Genomic DNA, 17271 nt, shown 5'->3' on the forward strand with positions numbered 1-17271 from the left:
TAAAAATGGTAAATTTATTATATAATACAAGAATGTAGAACCTTTTATTTATGACGATAGAACTAAAGTCATATAAAAATATATGCACTAAAGTCTCAATTAAGGCTTTTCTGGGTAAATTGGACAGTCTTACCATTCTTCTATCTTCATTATTCATATATAATAGATTAGAAGAGGTGAGATAGTGCTAAATCTTTTGTTACTCTTATTAACAAGAAAAAAGAAACTAAAGTCATTAGAACAACAAGTATTGGAAATACAAAATGGCGATGAAAGAGCATTAGAAGAACTTCTTCAATCCTACCATCCTTTTATAAAGAAAACGGTGTCCTCTGTTTGCAAAAGGTACATTTATGAAAGTGATGATGAATTTAGTGTAGGTTTAATTGCCTTTCATGAAGCCATATTAAAATATCAACCAGAAAAGGGGTCTTCTCTACTAAGTTTAGCAGAAGTTATCATTAAGCGGAAAGTAATTGACTATTTAAGGAAAAATAATAAAGATAACAATATTAGCATAGATAGCTCCTACGCAACCGAACAAGATGACGACTCATCAACTAATCTAATAGAAAATAGCATATCGCTTGAAAACTATGAGAAAGAAAAAGAACGAAAAGCAAGGCAGGAAGAGATATTACAATATCAGCAACTTCTTGCAACGTATGACTTAACATTTGAGGATTTGATTGAACAATCACCCAAGCATGAAGATGCTCGAGTAAATGCCATTAACATTGCGAAATTGATTGCTGAAGATGATGGCTTACTTTCTATATTAGAAACAAAAAAACGCCTACCAATGAAACAATTGGTTGAGAAAGTACATGTTAGTAGAAAAACGGTAGAACGAAACAGAAAATATATTATTGCTGTTACGCTTATTTTGACAAAAGATTTTTATTATTTACGGGATTACTTAAAAGGGCGGATAGACACATGAAAAAAGGGATAATCATGGAAGAGAAAAAAGATTACTTGATCATGATGACACCGTGTGGGCATTTTGAGAAAGCCGTTATACAAAATAGAGAATATGCCGTCGGTGAAGAAATCCTGTTTACGTCGTATAAAGAGAAAAGACAAACAAAATCTTATCTTACTTGGACAAAAATGGCAGGTATTGCAGCTTTATTAATGCTCGTATTTACGATAATGCAGTCATCCTTAGGCAAGGATACAGTGTATGCTTATGTGTCAGTTGACACCTACCCAAGTTTCGAACTAGGCGTAAATAAGGATTTTGAAGTTATTGAATTTATTCCGTTTAATGAAGAAGCGGAAAAATTTATAGGAGAGATAGAAGATTGGAAGTATAGCTCTCTTGAAACGATCATGGTGTCTGCTGTAGAGTATAGTCAAAAATTAGGATATAACACTGATAATATTATAGTAACAGCTGCTGTGAAAGGGAATCAATCAGAAAGCTCAGATACAGTTTTGGCGGAAGTTGCCGATATTATTGGTATAATCCCCATGTCAACATTTATTCCTGTAACGTTAGATCAACGAAATGCTGCATTAGAAAGTGGAATTAGTACATGGGACTATATTCAACAGTTACAAAAAAACATTAAACCAGAAAGTCAAATCAATCAAGCACCGAAAGACATTTTTAAGAATTTTCTATCTTCACCTTCAGATAGAGGCGTCGCGGTTGAGAACAAGGAAGAAGAGAATAATTCTCCTAAAAAGAATGAAAGAAGTGTCACTGTTCCGGTCCAGGAATTTCTAAATCGAGATCGAGGGTCAGATATAGGGCTATCACCATCTCAAGGACAAGATGATATACATAGTGAACAACAAGTACGAGAACCAGAGCCAGAACCAGTAGTACCGAAACCAGAGCCAGTAGCACCAAAACCAGAGCCAGAGCCAGTAGTGCCGAAACCAGAGCCAGAGCCAGTAGTACCGGAACCAGAGCCAGTAGTACCGGAACCAGAGCCAGAGCCAGTAGTACCGAAACCAGAGCCAGAACCAGTAGTACCGGAACCAGAGCCAGTAGTACCGGAACCAGAGCCAGAACCAGTAGTACCGGAACCAGAACCAGAGCCAGTAGTACCGGAACCAGAGCCAGAACCAGTAGTACCGGAACCAGAGCCAGAGCCAGTAGATCCAGAACCAGAGCCAGTAGATCCAGAACCAGAGCCAGAGCCAGTAGATCCAGAACCAGAGCCAGAGCCAGAGCCAGTAGATCCGGAACCAGAGCCAGAGCCAGTAGATCCGGAACCAGAGCCAGAGCCAGTAGATCCAGAACCAGAGCCAGAGCCAGTAGATCCGGAACCAGAGCCAGTAGATCCAGAACCAGAACCAACTCCAGGTGAATGTCATTGTCATCATCATTACCATTACCACGAGCCTGACGAGCATTCTGATTACGGTCATTACCATTATCATTACTATTGCCATATAAAGTAAATGGTTTGTATGTACTAAGTGAGATATATAATGGTAATAAAACACATAGAAGATCTTAGTAGCAGAGTAACAATTGAGAAAGATTAAGCTTTTTCCAAGAAAGCCTCCTGAAGTCAGGAGGCTTTTTTGTACTATAATAATTTTACGTCATTGATTTTCCTTGATATATTTATTCCTTTCCAGATAGTTGGGATTGAGCTGTTTTGACTAACCGCTTTGTAATTTCTCCTCCAACAGAACCATTTGACCTTGCAACTGTGTCTGAGCCGAGTTGAACGCCAAACTCTTGTGCAATTTCATATTTAACTTGGTCTAAATAACTTTCAATACCTGGAACTAATAATTTATTTGAATTTCTTGCCATTATGAGCACTCCTTAAATTTCATAAAATTTTCTTTGTTACACGATTATTTTGTTCGGAAACATAAATTGTCATGCTAGGAAAATTTGGATGGAAGTGTTTGTATAAGGGAACACTGTTTACATAAAAAAGATAAATGGGGAATGAGAATGGATTTAAGATCAGGAAAAATATTATGGACTGAAACCATGACGAATATTCCAACGTATGAATGCTTAGACCACGATATTGAATGTGATGTATTAATAATAGGAGGCGGCATGTCTGGAGCTATTTGTGCTTACTACCTTAGTCAAACATCTCTTAGGGTTGTATTAGTTGATAAAAGAAAAATGGCTTTAGGCAGTACAGCGGCCAATACAGGACTTTTACAATTTTCAAATGATAAAGCGTTATATAAATGTATTCATTCGTTCGGAAAGGATAAAGGGGTTCGTCATTACCAATTATGTCGTCAGGCTATTAATACATTACAAAATATTATTATCCCAAGTCTTGAGCTTCAAACAGATATTAAGCAGCGAAACAGTATTTATTTTGCTTCAGACGAAGCCGGAATAGAAGAAATTAAAAAAGAATATGAAGTGTTAAAACAACATCAATTCCCTGTTACTTTGTTTTTGAAGGGAGAAAACAATTCGAATGAATTTTTAAATAATCGAACGGGGTTATTGATAGAAGGAGATGCTGAAGTTAATCCGTTTAAATTAGCTCATAGCCTCTTACAATATGCTTATAATAAGGGGGTTAAGGTATTTGAACATACTGATATTAATGGTAAAAGAAAAAATGAGGATAGTTGGACGTATTTTACCCGATCCGGTTATGCCATTAATGCTAATAAAGTTGTATATGCTCAAGGGTATGAAACGATGGAAACTATATCTAATCGTAATGTCGTAATTGAAAATTCCTATGCGATTGCTACAAATCCAGTAGAGAAAATTACTGAGTGGCCCAATGACTGTCTCATCTGGGAAACTGCAAGACCGTATTTTTATTCAAGGAAATCAGTCGATGGTAGAATTGTGATTGGAGGTCTTGATGAGCCGACAAAAGACTCTTTAGAAAGAGACTCCATGCTGCCTCATAAAGCAAAAAGACTTCTTGAAACATTAATAAAATGGTTTCCGTCCCTAAAAGGAAAAATAAGGATAGACTATCAGTGGGCAGCAACTTTTGGAAGTACGCACAATGGAATGCCGATGATTCATCAATCTCATCATTTCCCTAACTGCTATTTTTTATTAGGCTATGGTGGGAATGGGACAGTTTATAGTATCATTTTTGCAAAAATTCTCAAAGAGATAATAGAAGGAAAGAGGTCTAAAGATTTTCAACTTTATGTTCATAATAATTAAAGCTTCTTTTACTAGAATGTAACTTCCCTCTTTTCATTCGATCAATTTTTCTTTAAGATATACAATGACACAACGTATGGAAAGGGAATTTTTTTATGTGGCTACAGTTAAAGAAAATATTTAACAAAATGACTCCGGCACAACTAATTGGAACGTATTATTTTATTGCCATTACTGTTTCGACAGTACTATTAAGCTTACCGTTTGCTCATAAAGAGGGGGCAAAATGGACCTTTATTGATGCTATATTCACAGGTGTTAGCGCGATTAGTGTAACAGGGTTAACTGTTGTAAATACAGCTGAAACATTTAATACAATTGGAATTATCATATTAATGCTTGTCTTGCAAGTTGGCGGAATAGGGGTAATGACGTTAGGAACATTTTTTTGGATAATATTTGGAAAAAAGATTGGGTTAAAAGAAAGACGGTTAATAATGACTGATCAAAATCAAATGTCGCTTTCTGGTTTAGTCAATTTATTAAGACACATTCTTTTATTAATGGTCGTAATTGAACTTGTGGGAGCGTTTATCCTCGGGTTATATTTTTTAAGTTATTATTCAACATGGAGTGAGGCCTTTCTTCATGGTTTGTTTGCTTCAGTAGCTGCAACGACCAATGCTGGTTTTGATATTACTGGTCAATCACTTATCCCCTTTGCAAATGATTATTTCGTACAATTTATTGTTATCTTACTAATGATTTTAGGAGCGATTGGGTTTCCCGTTTTAATTGAAACAAAAGACTTTTTATTAAATCGAAATAAAAAGGGAATCAGTATTCACTTTTCGCTCTTTACTAAACTGACCACTGCCACTTTTTTTATTTTATTATTGGTGGGAGCAGTAGCCATCTATGCATTAGAGTGGACTCATTTTTTTCAAGGAAAGGTATGGCATGAAGCGTTTTTCTACTCATTATTTCAATCAACAACGACTAAAAGCGGTGGTTTAGCGACAATGGATGTTAGCCAATTTGCTGAGCCTACGCTCCTAGTAATCAGTGGATTAATGTTTATTGGAGCATCACCAAGTTCAGTAGGAGGAGGTATTAGAACGACGACGTTAGCAATAAATATGCTATTTTTATATAATTTTGCAAAGGGAAACCGAAATATTAAGATTTTTAAGCGTGAAATTCATGATGAAGATGTACTTAAGTCGTTAGTCGTGACGACGTTAGCAATCGTTCTATGCTCTTCCTCCATCATTATATTAACGATTACAGAGGAACATCGTTTAATTGAAATCATATTTGAAGTTTGCTCTGCATTTGGTACGACGGGTCTATCAATGGGAATTACTTCAGAATTATCTGTAATTGGGAAAATTACTTTAATGATTTTAATGTTTATTGGACGCGTAGGAATTTTATCATTTTTATTCATTATTGGTGGAAGAGAAAAACCAACCAATTACCATTATCCGAAAGAGCGCCTTATTATTGGATAGAAATAATAGACTCTTCTATTATCGAGCTGCTAAGAAATGGAAATTAATAAATGAATCTCATCCTTTATATGGTTGTATGAAATAGAATGAAAACACTCATACTAAAAAAAAGAAAAAGGAGTATGAGTTGATGGCAAAAAGAAAAGCAGAACATAACGCAGCTTTAAAAAATAACACAACACCAAAAACGAATCTTCGCGAAACAGAATTTTCAGCAGAGTTTTCATACGGAGAAGATAGAGCGAAGTCTGCCAATCGCAATTCACAAAAGGGACATCATGAAAAATAATAAACATCCCATAAATGTAAGAGAAGAGTATGGAGTTGAAACCGCAGATCTTAATGCGGTTAAACTATATGAAATAACGAGTAAAGAGAATCAGTCAATAAAAGTAACTAAGCCAAAAAAAGACAAAGAGAAACGCCGAAAATAATTCGGCGTTTTTGTGTGCCTTTCCTTCACAAATTAACTTATTGAGCTAAAGTAAATGTTAGATTGACCAGAAGAAGGTTCAAAATGGGCTAGTAAATAGGTAGGTTGCCACTCTACTGAACCTGAATGGATAAAGGAATGAACATCAAAGGGTAGTGTTTCAACTAAGGTATGTTTATATAGTTCTTTTTCGTTAAGCTGTAATTTAGAGAAGGACTCTCCAAACAACATTGGATTTTCAATGGTTCTTTTATAAATCTTCGAACGATCTTCCTTAATTAATGCTTCTTTCCACCAAGGTTTTCTCGGTTTATAACGCTGATTAAGAAGATAATCGTATTTCATTAAGCTAAGGGCAATGTCGTAATTCGGTAATGATAAAGAAAGTAAGAACTGTTGTAATCGTTTGAACAAATCTTCTAATTGGTGACCAATTTTGGACCACCCTCTGGCTTCCCAATAAGTTCCAAATGATTGGAAGAAATCAAAGGGAGTATTAAAGCACTCCTTTACTAAGTACTCAATCGTATTATCCATTCGGTGGTCATTCCAATATTTCTCTAAAACATCCTCTACCTGCTTAATGCGAATGATATCGGAAAAAGATAAAACATTATTTTCAAGCATCTCATATGGTGCATGGTCCATGAACGTATACTTATGCTCATCTGCGCTAATCCTTAGGCCAGTCCCTCTTAATAATTTTAAGAACCCTAATTGTAGTTCTTCGGGTCTTAGGGCAAAAACGTCATTAAACGTTTGGCGGAAGGTTTGATAATCTTCTTTAGGTAAGCCGGCAATAAGGTCTAAATGCTGATCGATTTTTCCGCCGTCCTTTACCATAGAAACTGTTCTAGTTAATTTTTGAAAATTTTGTTTCCTCATAACAAGTTCATTCGTTTCATCATTTGTAGATTGAACACCAATTTCAAAACGAAATAACCCTTTTGGTGCTTCTCTATTAAGGAATTCAATCACTTCAGGTCGCATGATATCTGCAGTAATTTCAAATTGGAATACTGTTCCAGGTTTATGTTCGTCAATTAAGAATTGAAACATCTCCATCGCGTAACTTCGACTGATGTTAAAGGTTCGATCCACAAATTTAATGACCTTTGCTCCATTTTCCATTAAATATCGAATGTCCTCTTTTATTTTTTCACGATCAAAATAACGGACTCCAACTTCAATAGATGATAAACAAAATTGGCAGCGGAATGGACAACCTCTACTCGTTTCAATATATGTTACCCGTTTACTTAGGCTTTCTCGATCTTCTTCAAAACGAAATGGGGAAGTTAGACTTTTTAACTCAAGTTTATTATTTTGAGGTTGGATTCGAACTTTACCATTAGGATCTATATACCCAAGCCCATTAACAGTATCCAAATTATGACTGTTGCTTAGTTCGGTTAATAACTGTTTAAATGTCTCTTCTCCTTCACCAATGACCACATAGTCTACATCATCTGTACGATTTAGCCAATATGGAACATCGTAGGTCACTTCAGGTCCGCCTAAAATAATAATTGTATTTGGTAATACTTTTTTAAGCATTGAAATAACCGTTAATGTTTCTTCGATATTCCAGATATAACAACTAAACCCAATAATATCAGGTTGCTTTGAATATAAATCTGTCACAATGTTCATAGCGGGATCTTTTATTGTATATTCAACGAGCTCTACGGGGAACTCAGGCTCTACGTGCGCCTTTAAGTATCGAATAGCTAAATTCGTATGAATATATTTTGCATTTAATGTACTTAATACTACTTTCATTGAATAATGACTCCTTCATAAAATTAATCATGTTTATCTATTGTAAAGGAATGGACTTAAAACCTCAATATTCATCATGTTTTTAGAAAAAACTACATGCTGTAGGAAGGATTTAGCAATCATTTTCCGAATAGTTTTACAAGGAGAGGTTTAATTAGAAGTAACGATTTAACAACCCACACAACTAGCGAAAAGTAAAGACGTCAAGAAAAGGGAGGAAGACAAGGGAATGTTTCAAGATGATACAAAAATAGGAGAGTTAGATGTTAAAATTTTTTGGGATATGATCGAAATAGAAGAAGAAAGTATACTCATCTTAAACAGTCAATATCAACCTATCGTTGTAAATAATTTAGCAATAGAATTGTTTGAAACAATGAATAATGAGATACAATACCTTCAAGTCATCCCACAAGTAAAGTCGACCCTTCCCGAACACCCAACAGTAATTTTACCGAAAGTACAGAGTGATAATAAGCGATTTCAAGAAGATACTTGGATTATAACGTTGAATGGTAAATTAAAACGGGTTGAAGTAAAGGTTTTTCATACCAATGATGATAAAATTATTATGAAACTTCGTGAGCTTGATGTGGAGAATAAAGATATAACTGCTTCTAAATCTTCTTTACCTATTGAAATGTTTATATCAATTTTTCAGAACGCAGCAGATGGTATCGTCCTATTTAATAAAGAAGGTAAGATTCAACAAGTGAATTTTGCTATTCTTGAATTATTTCAGTCAGAAGAAAAAGACTTAATTGGTCAAAACATTTGTGATTTTGTACCGGATACACCTCACTATAATCATAATGGGGTGTTTCAAAAGATTTTAGATGGGGAACGGGTTCAAGGTGAGCTTCCATTAAATGTAGCTACGGGAATGATTATGAGTGAATTTTCAATATCACCAAACGTATATGAGGGCTTACATTTAGGGATTATTAGAAATATTACAGAAAAAAAGCAAATGGAGCTTAAGTTAAAACGTAGTGAAGAATTGTTTATAGAATTATTTGATGAAGCGATTGACGGGATAATCATGTGGGGAAAAGATGGACGAGTCATGAAAGCGAACCATTCCGCTCTTCGGATTTTCGAATGCAATTTAGAGGACATTCAAAAAAAAAGGATAGAAGATTTTGTCTATCCGACCTCCTTAAAAAAATATCAATCTCTTATGAAAAACCTTCATCATCAGGGGGCTGTTAGAGAAGAGTTACTGTTCCTGATGCCCAATTCCCAACTGAAACAACTTGAATTTACTGTAAAACATCATTCAATTGATGGTTATCATATGATGATTGTTCGAAATGTGAGCGAAAGGTATTATATTGAACAAGAGCTACGTAAAAGTGAAGAACGTTTTAGGAAAATTTTTGAAGGGACGCTTGATGGATTACTCATTAGTGACCACAATATGAAAATTGTAGATATAAATCCTGCAGCATGTGATATCTTTCATGTTACAAAAGACCGACTCATTGGGAAGGATGTTCGGAACTTAGTAAACGATTTAAAGAATTATGAGCAGGAAGTTTCCAAGTATATTCAAGAATTAAAGGAAGAAGGCAAGACTCAATTTGTTTTCAAATACAAAGATGAAAAAGGAAATCATCGATATATTGAAATCTCCTCAAAGTATAAAGTGTTATCTAACTTAAATTTGACGATTATACGTGACATTACGGAAAGTAAAGAATTGCAAGATCAATTAAGAAAATCAGATACCTTGAGTGTTGTTGGTGAATTAGCAGCAGGAATTGCGCATGAAATAAGAAACCCAATGACAGCCTTAAAAGGGTTCATTCAACTTTTAGAAAACAGTATCAAAGAAAAACATAGTATGTATTTCAATGTAATCAAATCTGAGCTACAACGCATTGAGACCATTATTACGGAATTTTTAATTCTGGCAAAGCCTCAAGCTATCGCATACCAACAATCTAGTTTAAGAAAGATAATGTATGAAACGGTTGAATTATTAAATGCTCAAGCCCTAATGCATAATATTATGATTAATATTGAAGGTGATGAGGAAATACCACCTATTTTTGCGGAGCCCAATCAATTAAAGCAGGTGTTTATCAATATAATAAAAAATGCAATTGAAGTGATGCCAAAAGGAGGCTCCATTACTATCCATTTTATAGAGGAAGAAGATTTTATTCATATATCTATAAAGGATGAAGGAGAAGGGATCCCAAAAGAAAAGATTAGTAAGCTTGGTGAACCTTTTTACACGACGAAAGAGCGAGGAACTGGACTTGGCTTAATGGTTAGCTTTAAAATAATAAAGGAGCATAATGGCCATGTAACGGTTGACAGTGAACCAGATGTAGGAACAACCTTTCATATATATTTGCCCAAGAAAGAGAGATAATCGATGGAGAAAATCGTAATGGAAAGTCCTTTAGGGGAGATTACTATAGCTGCTAAGGGTGATAAACTTATTTTTATTACTTACGGTGAAATAAGTGGAAAGAACACTCAAAGTAACGTTTTACTTGCAGCAAAGAAACAATTAGAAGAATACTTTGAGCAAAAAAGAACTTCTTTCGACTTACCTTTAAGTATTGAGGGTACTTCTTTTCAAAAAAAAGTTTGGGAGGCGCTTAGATCCATTCCTTACGGTGAAACATGTAGTTATCAAGATGTTGCTATAAAAATGGACAATCCAAAGGCCGTACGCGCTGTAGGACAAGCCAATCGAAAGAATCCATTCCCTATTATCGTTCCTTGCCATAGAGTAATTGGTAAAAATAAAAAGTTAATCGGATATGCTGGGAATCAAACCGATAAACAACAATATTTGTTATCATTAGAAAATAGTTCAAATAGTGTGAACTGACCGTCATCATCTAATTTGCAAATGAGAAATGTTCAATAGAGAGGTTGAAGTAAGATGGAAAATAAACAAAATGAAAAAGAAAAAATTGTTAGAAATTATTTGAAGGGTGGTAAGTTAACAGTTATTCCTTCACAATTAAAGAAAAAACTTTACATACTCGAATATTTGGCTGAAGGGCTTTCTGCTGAAGTTAAGTATCATGAAAAAGAAATTAACGAGTATATAAAAAAATATCACGAGGATTTTGCAACCATTCGTAGAGAGTTCATTGTTCAAGGAATAATGACCCGTGAAAATAATATATATCAATTAAACTCACGTGATAAATGGCGAAGAATTTCTTAATCCAATAGGTAGCTTGTATTGGGATGAGAAAGTAGAGGTAGAATTGTAAATATAGTAGAGTTTAACCGTCCTTGCTAATTGTATTTAAACAATTATTAAAAAGTTAAAAATGGACTGTATAAATAGCAATTACTAGGGTAAATCATTCTGATAACCCTCAATTGTTGACATCATCCCTTTGTTTTTTTATAATGATTTAGTTAAATGTTAGTTATATAAAGGATTTGATATAATGACGAATAGAAAAGAAATTGAACAATCCTTAAACTTATTTATTGTATTATCACGAGCGAATAAGGCTATGAATGAGAAAATAAGTATTCATATTCAAGAGCAGGGTTTAAATCCTACTGAGTTTCAAGTATTAGAACTCCTGTATCATAAAGGAAATCAACCACTGCAACAAATTGGTGGGAAAATATTGCTTGCTTCAGGAAGCATTACCTATGTTGTAGATAAGCTAGAGAAAAAAGGTTTAATTGAGAGAGTAGCTTGCCCAAGTGATCGACGAGTAACGTACGCATCCATCACTGAAGCAGGAAAATCATTAATTAGTAATTATTTTCCTGACCATGAACAATTAATTCATGACATTACGTCAGTCTTATCGATGGAAGAAAAAGAGACGGCGATCAAACTGATAAAAAAATTAGGCTTGTCTATTAAAGATTTTTCTCGTTAAGCACTCCCGATACGGAGTGCTTTTTAGTTTTAGTCCTTTTTTGATAATTTGTCCATACATTAAATTGATAGGTTTTCTAAAATCGTTTATGATACGTGGTAGACAGATAAGAGTAGTTATTGTCAAAGCTTTACCTTCGTCTGTGAAGGGGTTAAGTAAAGGAATTTAGTTTAGAACAGCGAATACATAATAGAAATATATAAGAGGAGTGTGGAAAACAATGTCTTTTCAAGATTATACGTATAAAAGGCCAGACATAGAGAAAATAAAAGCTGTCTTTCATGACTCATTAACTGCCTTCCAGTTAGCGAGTTCAGTTGAAGAACAAATTGAAGCAATGGAGCAAATAAACTTCATTCGCAATGAGTTTGATACAATGCTGAATGTATGCTATATACGACATTCCATCCAAACTGAAGACAGTTTTTATCAACAAGAACAAGAATTCATGGACGAAGTTCAGCCCGAGATAGAAGAATTAACTTCTAAATACTATAAGGCATTAGTTTCCTCTAAGTTTCGTTCTGAATTAGAAAATAAATGGGGGGCTCAACTTTTTCGTTTAGCAGAAACACAGCTAAAAACATTCTCATCAGAGGTTATTCCATTACTACAAAAAGAGAATAAACTTTCTTCTGAATATACGAAATTAATTGCATCCGCAAAAATTATGTTTAATGGAGAGGAGATGACCCTTTCCCAACTACAGCCATATTCACAATCATCGAATCGTGAAGTAAGGCAAAAAGCATCTTTAGCAAGAACGAAATTTTTTATTGATAACGAATCTAAAATAGATTCTCTATTTGATGAGTTGGTAAAAATTAGACATCAAATTGCTACTACACTCGGTTACCAAAACTTTGTTGAATTAGGATATTACAGAATGGCAAGAACAGATTATTCTCCTAAAATGGTCGAAAAATTCCGTAATGAGGTTCATCATCATGTTGTCCCGCTCGTCTCGGCCTTAAAGGGGAGACAACAAAAGCGAATTGGTGTCAATAAACTGAAATATTATGATGAACATTATAAGTTTAAATCAGGAAATGCTGATCCAAAAGGGCCACCTAAGTGGATTATAGAGAAGGGAAGAAAGATGTATAACGAATTGTCTAAAGAGACAAGCGAATTCTTCAATTTTATGATTGATAACGATTTAATGGATTTAGAAGCAAAAAAAGGGAAAGCAATGGGAGGATACTGTACGTATATAGAGAACTATAAAGCACCGTTTATTTTTTCGAATTTTAACGGAACAGCTGGAGATATAGATGTTTTAACTCATGAAGCAGGTCATGCGTTTCAAGTGTATTGTAGTAGGGACGTTAACATACCAGAATATATTTGGCCAACGTATGAAGCGTGTGAAATTCATTCAATGAGTATGGAGTTTTTAACGTGGCCTTGGATGGAACTATTTTTTGAAGAGGAAACAGATAAATACAAATATACACATTTGAGTGAAGCTTTAATCTTTATACCATATGGCGTAGCCGTAGATGAGTTCCAGCACTTTGTTTATGAAAACCCAACTGTCACACCATTAGAACGGAAGTTAAAGTGGCGTGAGATTGAAAAGAAATATTTACCTCATAGAGATTATGATGGGGAAGAATATCTAGAGAATGGTGGATTTTGGCATCGTCAAGGTCATATATTTAATTCACCATTTTATTATATTGACTATACATTAGCGCAAGTATGTGCATTTCAATTTTGGAAGTTATCTCAAGAGAACCAACAAGATGCGTGGGAAAAATATTTATATCTTTGCAAGCTAGGAGGAAGATATTCCTTCACAGATCTTTTAGAAAAAACTAGCTTATTATCACCATTTGATGAAGGAAATATGACAACCGTAATTAAACCAATTGAGGATTGGTTAAGAACAGTGAATGATGATACACTTTAAAGTGACAATTCTAATAGGATAAATAGAAAAGCGCTAGGAGATGGTAATCTCCTAGCGCTTTTCTTATTGTTCATTAACAAATCAATATTCATTTATTAATGAGTATAAATCGCTGCTTGCATTAAGGTAAATTGAGTAGATTATTGAGTCTGAATGACAATTTTATTATTTTCGACGGATGCTGATAATGTCTTAACATTCGGTTCTTCTAAAATAATATCGACAATTTGATCTTCAAGCTCTTGCTGAATGACTCTTCTTAAGGGGCGAGCGCCAAAAGCTGGGTCAAAGCCGTCAGTCACTAGTTGTTGTTTCACCTCATGACTTAATTCAAGCTTAATTTTTTGTTCATCTAAAGATAAGTAAACATCTGATAGCATCAGGTCAACAATTTGTAGTAGATCTTCATTACCAAGAGATTTAAATTCAATCACAGAGTCTAAGCGGTTTAGAAATTCAGGTTTAAAATACATTTTTATAGAATCGATTATGTTGGATTCCTGATAATCCTCTTTACCGAAACCTACCGTTATTCTTTTTTCGCTTTGGCCGGCATTACTTGTCATAATAATGACGGTTTCCTTAAAGCTAACGGTTTTTCCTTGACTATCTGTTAATCGTCCATCTTCTAATATTTGTAAGAAAAGATGTTGAACATCTGGGTGAGCTTTTTCAATTTCATCTAAGAGAATAATACTATATGGGTTTCGACGAACTTTTTCTGTTAGTTGACCAGCTTCCTCATGTCCTACATAACCAGGAGGAGAGCCAATAATTTTAGAAATAGAATGTCTTTCCATATACTCACTCATGTCTAAACGAATCATGCTCTCTTTTGTGCCAAATAATTCCTCCGCTAATGATTTGGTTAACTCTGTTTTACCGACACCTGTTGGACCGACAAAGAGAAACGATCCAATTGGACGATTATGTCTCTTAAATCCTGTACGACTTCGACGAATAGCTTTAGATACTTTAGAAACGGCCTCAGATTGACCAATCACCTTTTTCTGTAAATTTCCTTCTAGGAGCTTTACACGTAACTTTTCATCTTGATGTAGTTTAGTAACGGGAATACCTGTTTTCTCCTCAATAATAGATTGAATGTGCTGAATGTCTACTGTGACTTTAGTATTGTCATTCCTGTCATTTGATGAAAGTCTCTTCTCTAACTGTAATTCTTCATCACGTAATTTGGCTGCCCGTTCATATTTTTCCTGTTTTAATGCATCCTCTTTTTCTTTATGAATTACATTTAATCGTTCACGTAATTGAGAATGGTCACTTTCACTCAAGGAAAGATTTAATTTTGATCCCACTTGGTCCAATAAATCTATTGCTTTATCTGGCAGATAGCGATCCTGAATATAGCGGTGGGAAAGCTCAACACATGCTTTGAGAGCTTCATCTGTATAGTTTACACTGTGAAATTCTTCGTATTTTTCTTTTAGCCCTTTCAGAATAATGAAGGCTTCTTCAAGAGAAGGTTCCTTCACCATTACAGGTTGAAATCTTCTTTCTAAGGCTGCATCTTTTTCAATTTGTCTATACTCTTTTAATGTTGTAGCCCCTACAAGCTGTAATTCACCACGTGCAAGGGCAGGTTTTAAAATATTACCTGCATCCATGCTACCTTCCGCAGAGCCAGCTCCAACCACTAAATGTAATTCATCTATAAAGAGGATAATATTTTTCTTTTGCTGAAGTTCAGAAATCAGTTTTTTCATCCGCTCCTCAAATTGTCCTCTAATGCCTGTGTTAGCAACTAATGAAGCAACATCTAACAAATAGACTTGCTTGTTTTTTAGTTTTATAGGTACGTCACCTGTGGCAATTTTAGAAGCAAGCCCTTCTGCAATGGCTGTTTTCCCAACACCAGGTTCACCAATTAAGACAGGGTTATTCTTATTGCGTCGATTTAATATTTCGATTACTTGTTGAATTTCTTTATCTCTTCCGATTACAGGATCAATTAATCCAGTTTTTGCAATGCTAGTTAAATTACGACCAAATTGGTCCAGAAAACTGTTTTCTGTTTGTTTTTTAGTAGCTCTCGATGTATTTTGTTGGTTCATTTCATTTAACCAATCATTCATTGAGAAACTATTCATAGATGGGGGTGTTTGGCCATTAAAAGTAGCTCCTAAATTGCTTTTTTGTTGTTCATAGCATGAGTGACATAGTATTGCCTCTGATGTATTGCCGTTCAAATTAAAAGAAAGTTTAATACTCGCTTGATTTTGATTACATTGTTGACATTTCATAATTTGTCTCCTCCTTTAAAAATAAAGTTCTCAGTTTGACTTTGACTTTCTTTGACTAATTTCTTTTATTATAATTTGACCTTTCTTGACTTTCAAGTAGTTTGCCTTGAGAATTAGTCGCTTGAGTTAAAGAAGAGACAAAATGGTACATCCATAATTAGGATATGAAATGTAGCTTCCTTTAAAATAAACGAATTTCATTGTTTAGGGATTTAATGATGGAAGTCATAAAAATCATGACAAGCTATAATTTGTAGTTAAAAACACTTCTGTTTCCCCATGCTTGGACATAAGTTGTAATAAGTAAGAAGGGAGAAGTGGTAGGTCAGTGAAAAATTGGAATCAAGCTTTTCAATTGGCAGCTGTTTATGTAGGAACTGTGGTAGGCGCTGGTTTTGCCACTGGCAAAGAGATTGTTGAGTTCTTTACACGTTTTGGTTTTATTGGCTTTATTAGTATTTTAATGAGCGGGTATTTATTTATCATTATGGGATCTAAAATGATGATAAAAGCACAAGAAATAAATGCAAAATCATTTGAAGATTTTCAAACTTACTTATTTGGACCTTTTTTCGGTAAGGTGATGAACGGCCTCGTTTTACTTATGCTTTTGGGAGTAACCTCTGTAATGCTTTCAGGTGCAGGTGCGGTGTTTGAGGAACAACTTTACTTGCCGAAAACATTAGGAATTGGATTAACTATTTTATTAGGATATATCGTGATCCTTGTTGGAACAAAGGGTCTTTTTATGGTGAACTCATTTGTTGTACCAATCATGATTATCTTTAATTTTTTAATCATGATAAAATCTGTCACTACAGACGGGTTTATAGGTGAATTTATGTGGATTCCTCATGCAGAAGATGGGTGGAAAGTGGTGGTGGCACCTTTCTCCTACACAGCATTTAATTTAGCAATGGCACAGGCTGTCCTTGTTCCTATAGCTGCTCAAATAAAGGATCGTACCACTATTCGTTTAGGTGGACTAATTGGAGGTGCATTCTTAACGTTAATTCTTTTATCTATACATTTTACACTGATAATGCTTCCAAATTTAGAAACGTATGAAATTCCGATGGCAGCAGTTATGCAATTGATTGGAGGGGGATTTTATTGGCTCTACGTAGTGATTATTTATGGAGAAATCTTCACGTCAGTAATAGGTGGTGTCTTTGGTTTAGAACAACAGGCGATGACTCATGTTAAGATAAACCGTTCTGTAGTCTTACTCATTTTATTTGCCACGATGTATATAATTAGTCGAGTTGATTATAGTGAACTGCTTTCCTATTTATACCCATTATTCGGAAATGTTAGTTTGATTTTTATCGTATTGTTATGGATGAAAAAGGAAAGTGGATAAATGAAAGCCAAACCTCGAGGGTAGTACACTTCTGTTGAAGT

Annotated in this window: 15 protein-coding genes; 12 read left to right on the forward strand and 3 right to left on the reverse strand. The window is 34.6% G+C overall.

Translation table 11 applies throughout. The annotated features are described in order from the left end of the window. The first annotated feature begins 184 nt into the window (after positions 1-184). Together sigI and WAK64_RS02370 are read left to right on the forward strand one after the other, a co-directional pair. On the forward strand, positions 185-943 hold the full coding sequence (sigI, locus tag WAK64_RS02365) for an RNA polymerase sigma factor SigI (protein WP_336585328.1): 759 nt from the start codon (positions 185-187) through the stop codon (positions 941-943). Continuing rightward, positions 940-2418: an anti-sigma factor domain-containing protein gene (locus WAK64_RS02370; protein ID WP_336585329.1), complete on the forward strand. Its 1479-nt coding sequence runs from the start codon at positions 940-942 to the stop codon at positions 2416-2418. Before sigI ends, WAK64_RS02370 begins: the two co-directional genes overlap by 4 nt. Positions 2419-2587: 169 nt before the next feature. Here the strand turns inward: WAK64_RS02370 and WAK64_RS02375 are convergent, their stop codons facing one another. Next, the gene (locus tag WAK64_RS02375) at positions 2588-2782 is read right to left on the reverse strand and encodes an alpha/beta-type small acid-soluble spore protein (RefSeq protein ID WP_336585330.1); all 195 of its coding nucleotides are present in this window, start codon (positions 2780-2782) and stop codon (positions 2588-2590) included. Positions 2783-2929: 147 nt separating this feature from the next. Between WAK64_RS02375 and WAK64_RS02380 the strand changes: the two genes are divergently transcribed. The 4 genes from WAK64_RS02380 (at position 2930) to WAK64_RS02395 (ending at position 6029) form a co-directional block, all read left to right on the forward strand. After that, positions 2930-4141: an NAD(P)/FAD-dependent oxidoreductase gene (locus tag WAK64_RS02380; protein WP_336585331.1), complete on the forward strand. Its 1212-nt coding sequence runs from the start codon at positions 2930-2932 to the stop codon at positions 4139-4141. A gap of 95 nt (positions 4142-4236) precedes the next feature. Further along, the gene (locus WAK64_RS02385; RefSeq protein ID WP_336585332.1) at positions 4237-5595 is read left to right on the forward strand and encodes a TrkH family potassium uptake protein; all 1359 of its coding nucleotides are present in this window, start codon (positions 4237-4239) and stop codon (positions 5593-5595) included. Between the two features lie 130 nt (positions 5596-5725). Next, entirely contained in the window at positions 5726-5884 is a 159-nt protein-coding gene (locus tag WAK64_RS02390; RefSeq protein WP_336585333.1) for a hypothetical protein, read from the forward strand. Next, positions 5874-6029 (forward strand): hypothetical protein, encoded by a 156-nt coding sequence (locus WAK64_RS02395; RefSeq protein ID WP_336585334.1) that lies wholly within the window; start codon positions 5874-5876, stop codon positions 6027-6029. Before WAK64_RS02390 ends, WAK64_RS02395 begins: the two co-directional genes overlap by 11 nt. Before the next feature lie 32 nt (positions 6030-6061). Here the strand turns inward: WAK64_RS02395 and WAK64_RS02400 are convergent, their stop codons facing one another. Beyond that, positions 6062-7810, reverse strand: a complete 1749-nt coding sequence (locus WAK64_RS02400; RefSeq protein WP_336585335.1) for a B12-binding domain-containing radical SAM protein — start codon at positions 7808-7810, stop codon at positions 6062-6064. 229 nt (positions 7811-8039) lie between these two features. Here WAK64_RS02400 and WAK64_RS02405 point away from each other — a divergent pair, with 229 nt between their 5' ends. The 5 genes from WAK64_RS02405 to WAK64_RS02425 all read left to right on the forward strand — a co-directional run bounded on the left by WAK64_RS02405 (position 8040) and on the right by WAK64_RS02425 (position 13603). Next, positions 8040-10193, forward strand: coding sequence for a PAS domain S-box protein (locus WAK64_RS02405; protein ID WP_336585336.1), 2154 nt, complete (start codon positions 8040-8042; stop codon positions 10191-10193). Positions 10194-10196: 3 nt separating this feature from the next. Continuing rightward, a complete protein-coding gene (locus tag WAK64_RS02410) occupies positions 10197-10661 on the forward strand; it encodes a methylated-DNA--[protein]-cysteine S-methyltransferase (protein WP_336585337.1) in 465 nt (154 codons plus the stop codon). 54 nt (positions 10662-10715) lie between these two features. Next, positions 10716-11006, forward strand: a complete 291-nt coding sequence (locus tag WAK64_RS02415) for a DUF2087 domain-containing protein (RefSeq protein WP_336585338.1) — start codon at positions 10716-10718, stop codon at positions 11004-11006. Positions 11007-11238: 232 nt separating this feature from the next. Further along, the gene (locus WAK64_RS02420; protein WP_336585339.1) at positions 11239-11688 is read left to right on the forward strand and encodes a MarR family winged helix-turn-helix transcriptional regulator; all 450 of its coding nucleotides are present in this window, start codon (positions 11239-11241) and stop codon (positions 11686-11688) included. A 220-nt stretch (positions 11689-11908) separates the two neighbouring features. Next, complete coding sequence (locus tag WAK64_RS02425) at positions 11909-13603, forward strand: M3 family oligoendopeptidase (RefSeq protein WP_336585340.1); 1695 nt, start codon at positions 11909-11911, stop codon at positions 13601-13603. A 140-nt stretch (positions 13604-13743) separates the two neighbouring features. Here the strand turns inward: WAK64_RS02425 and WAK64_RS02430 are convergent, their stop codons facing one another. Further along, the gene (locus tag WAK64_RS02430) at positions 13744-15867 is read right to left on the reverse strand and encodes an ATP-dependent Clp protease ATP-binding subunit (protein WP_336585341.1); all 2124 of its coding nucleotides are present in this window, start codon (positions 15865-15867) and stop codon (positions 13744-13746) included. A 328-nt stretch (positions 15868-16195) separates the two neighbouring features. Between WAK64_RS02430 and WAK64_RS02435 the strand changes: the two genes are divergently transcribed. Next, positions 16196-17230 (forward strand): YkvI family membrane protein, encoded by a 1035-nt coding sequence (locus WAK64_RS02435; protein WP_336585342.1) that lies wholly within the window; start codon positions 16196-16198, stop codon positions 17228-17230. The last annotated feature ends 41 nt before the right edge of the window (positions 17231-17271 follow it).

Source organism: Bacillus spongiae (assembly GCF_037120725.1).
Lineage (GTDB): Bacteria > Bacillota > Bacilli > Bacillales > Bacillaceae_K > Bacillus_CI > Bacillus_CI spongiae.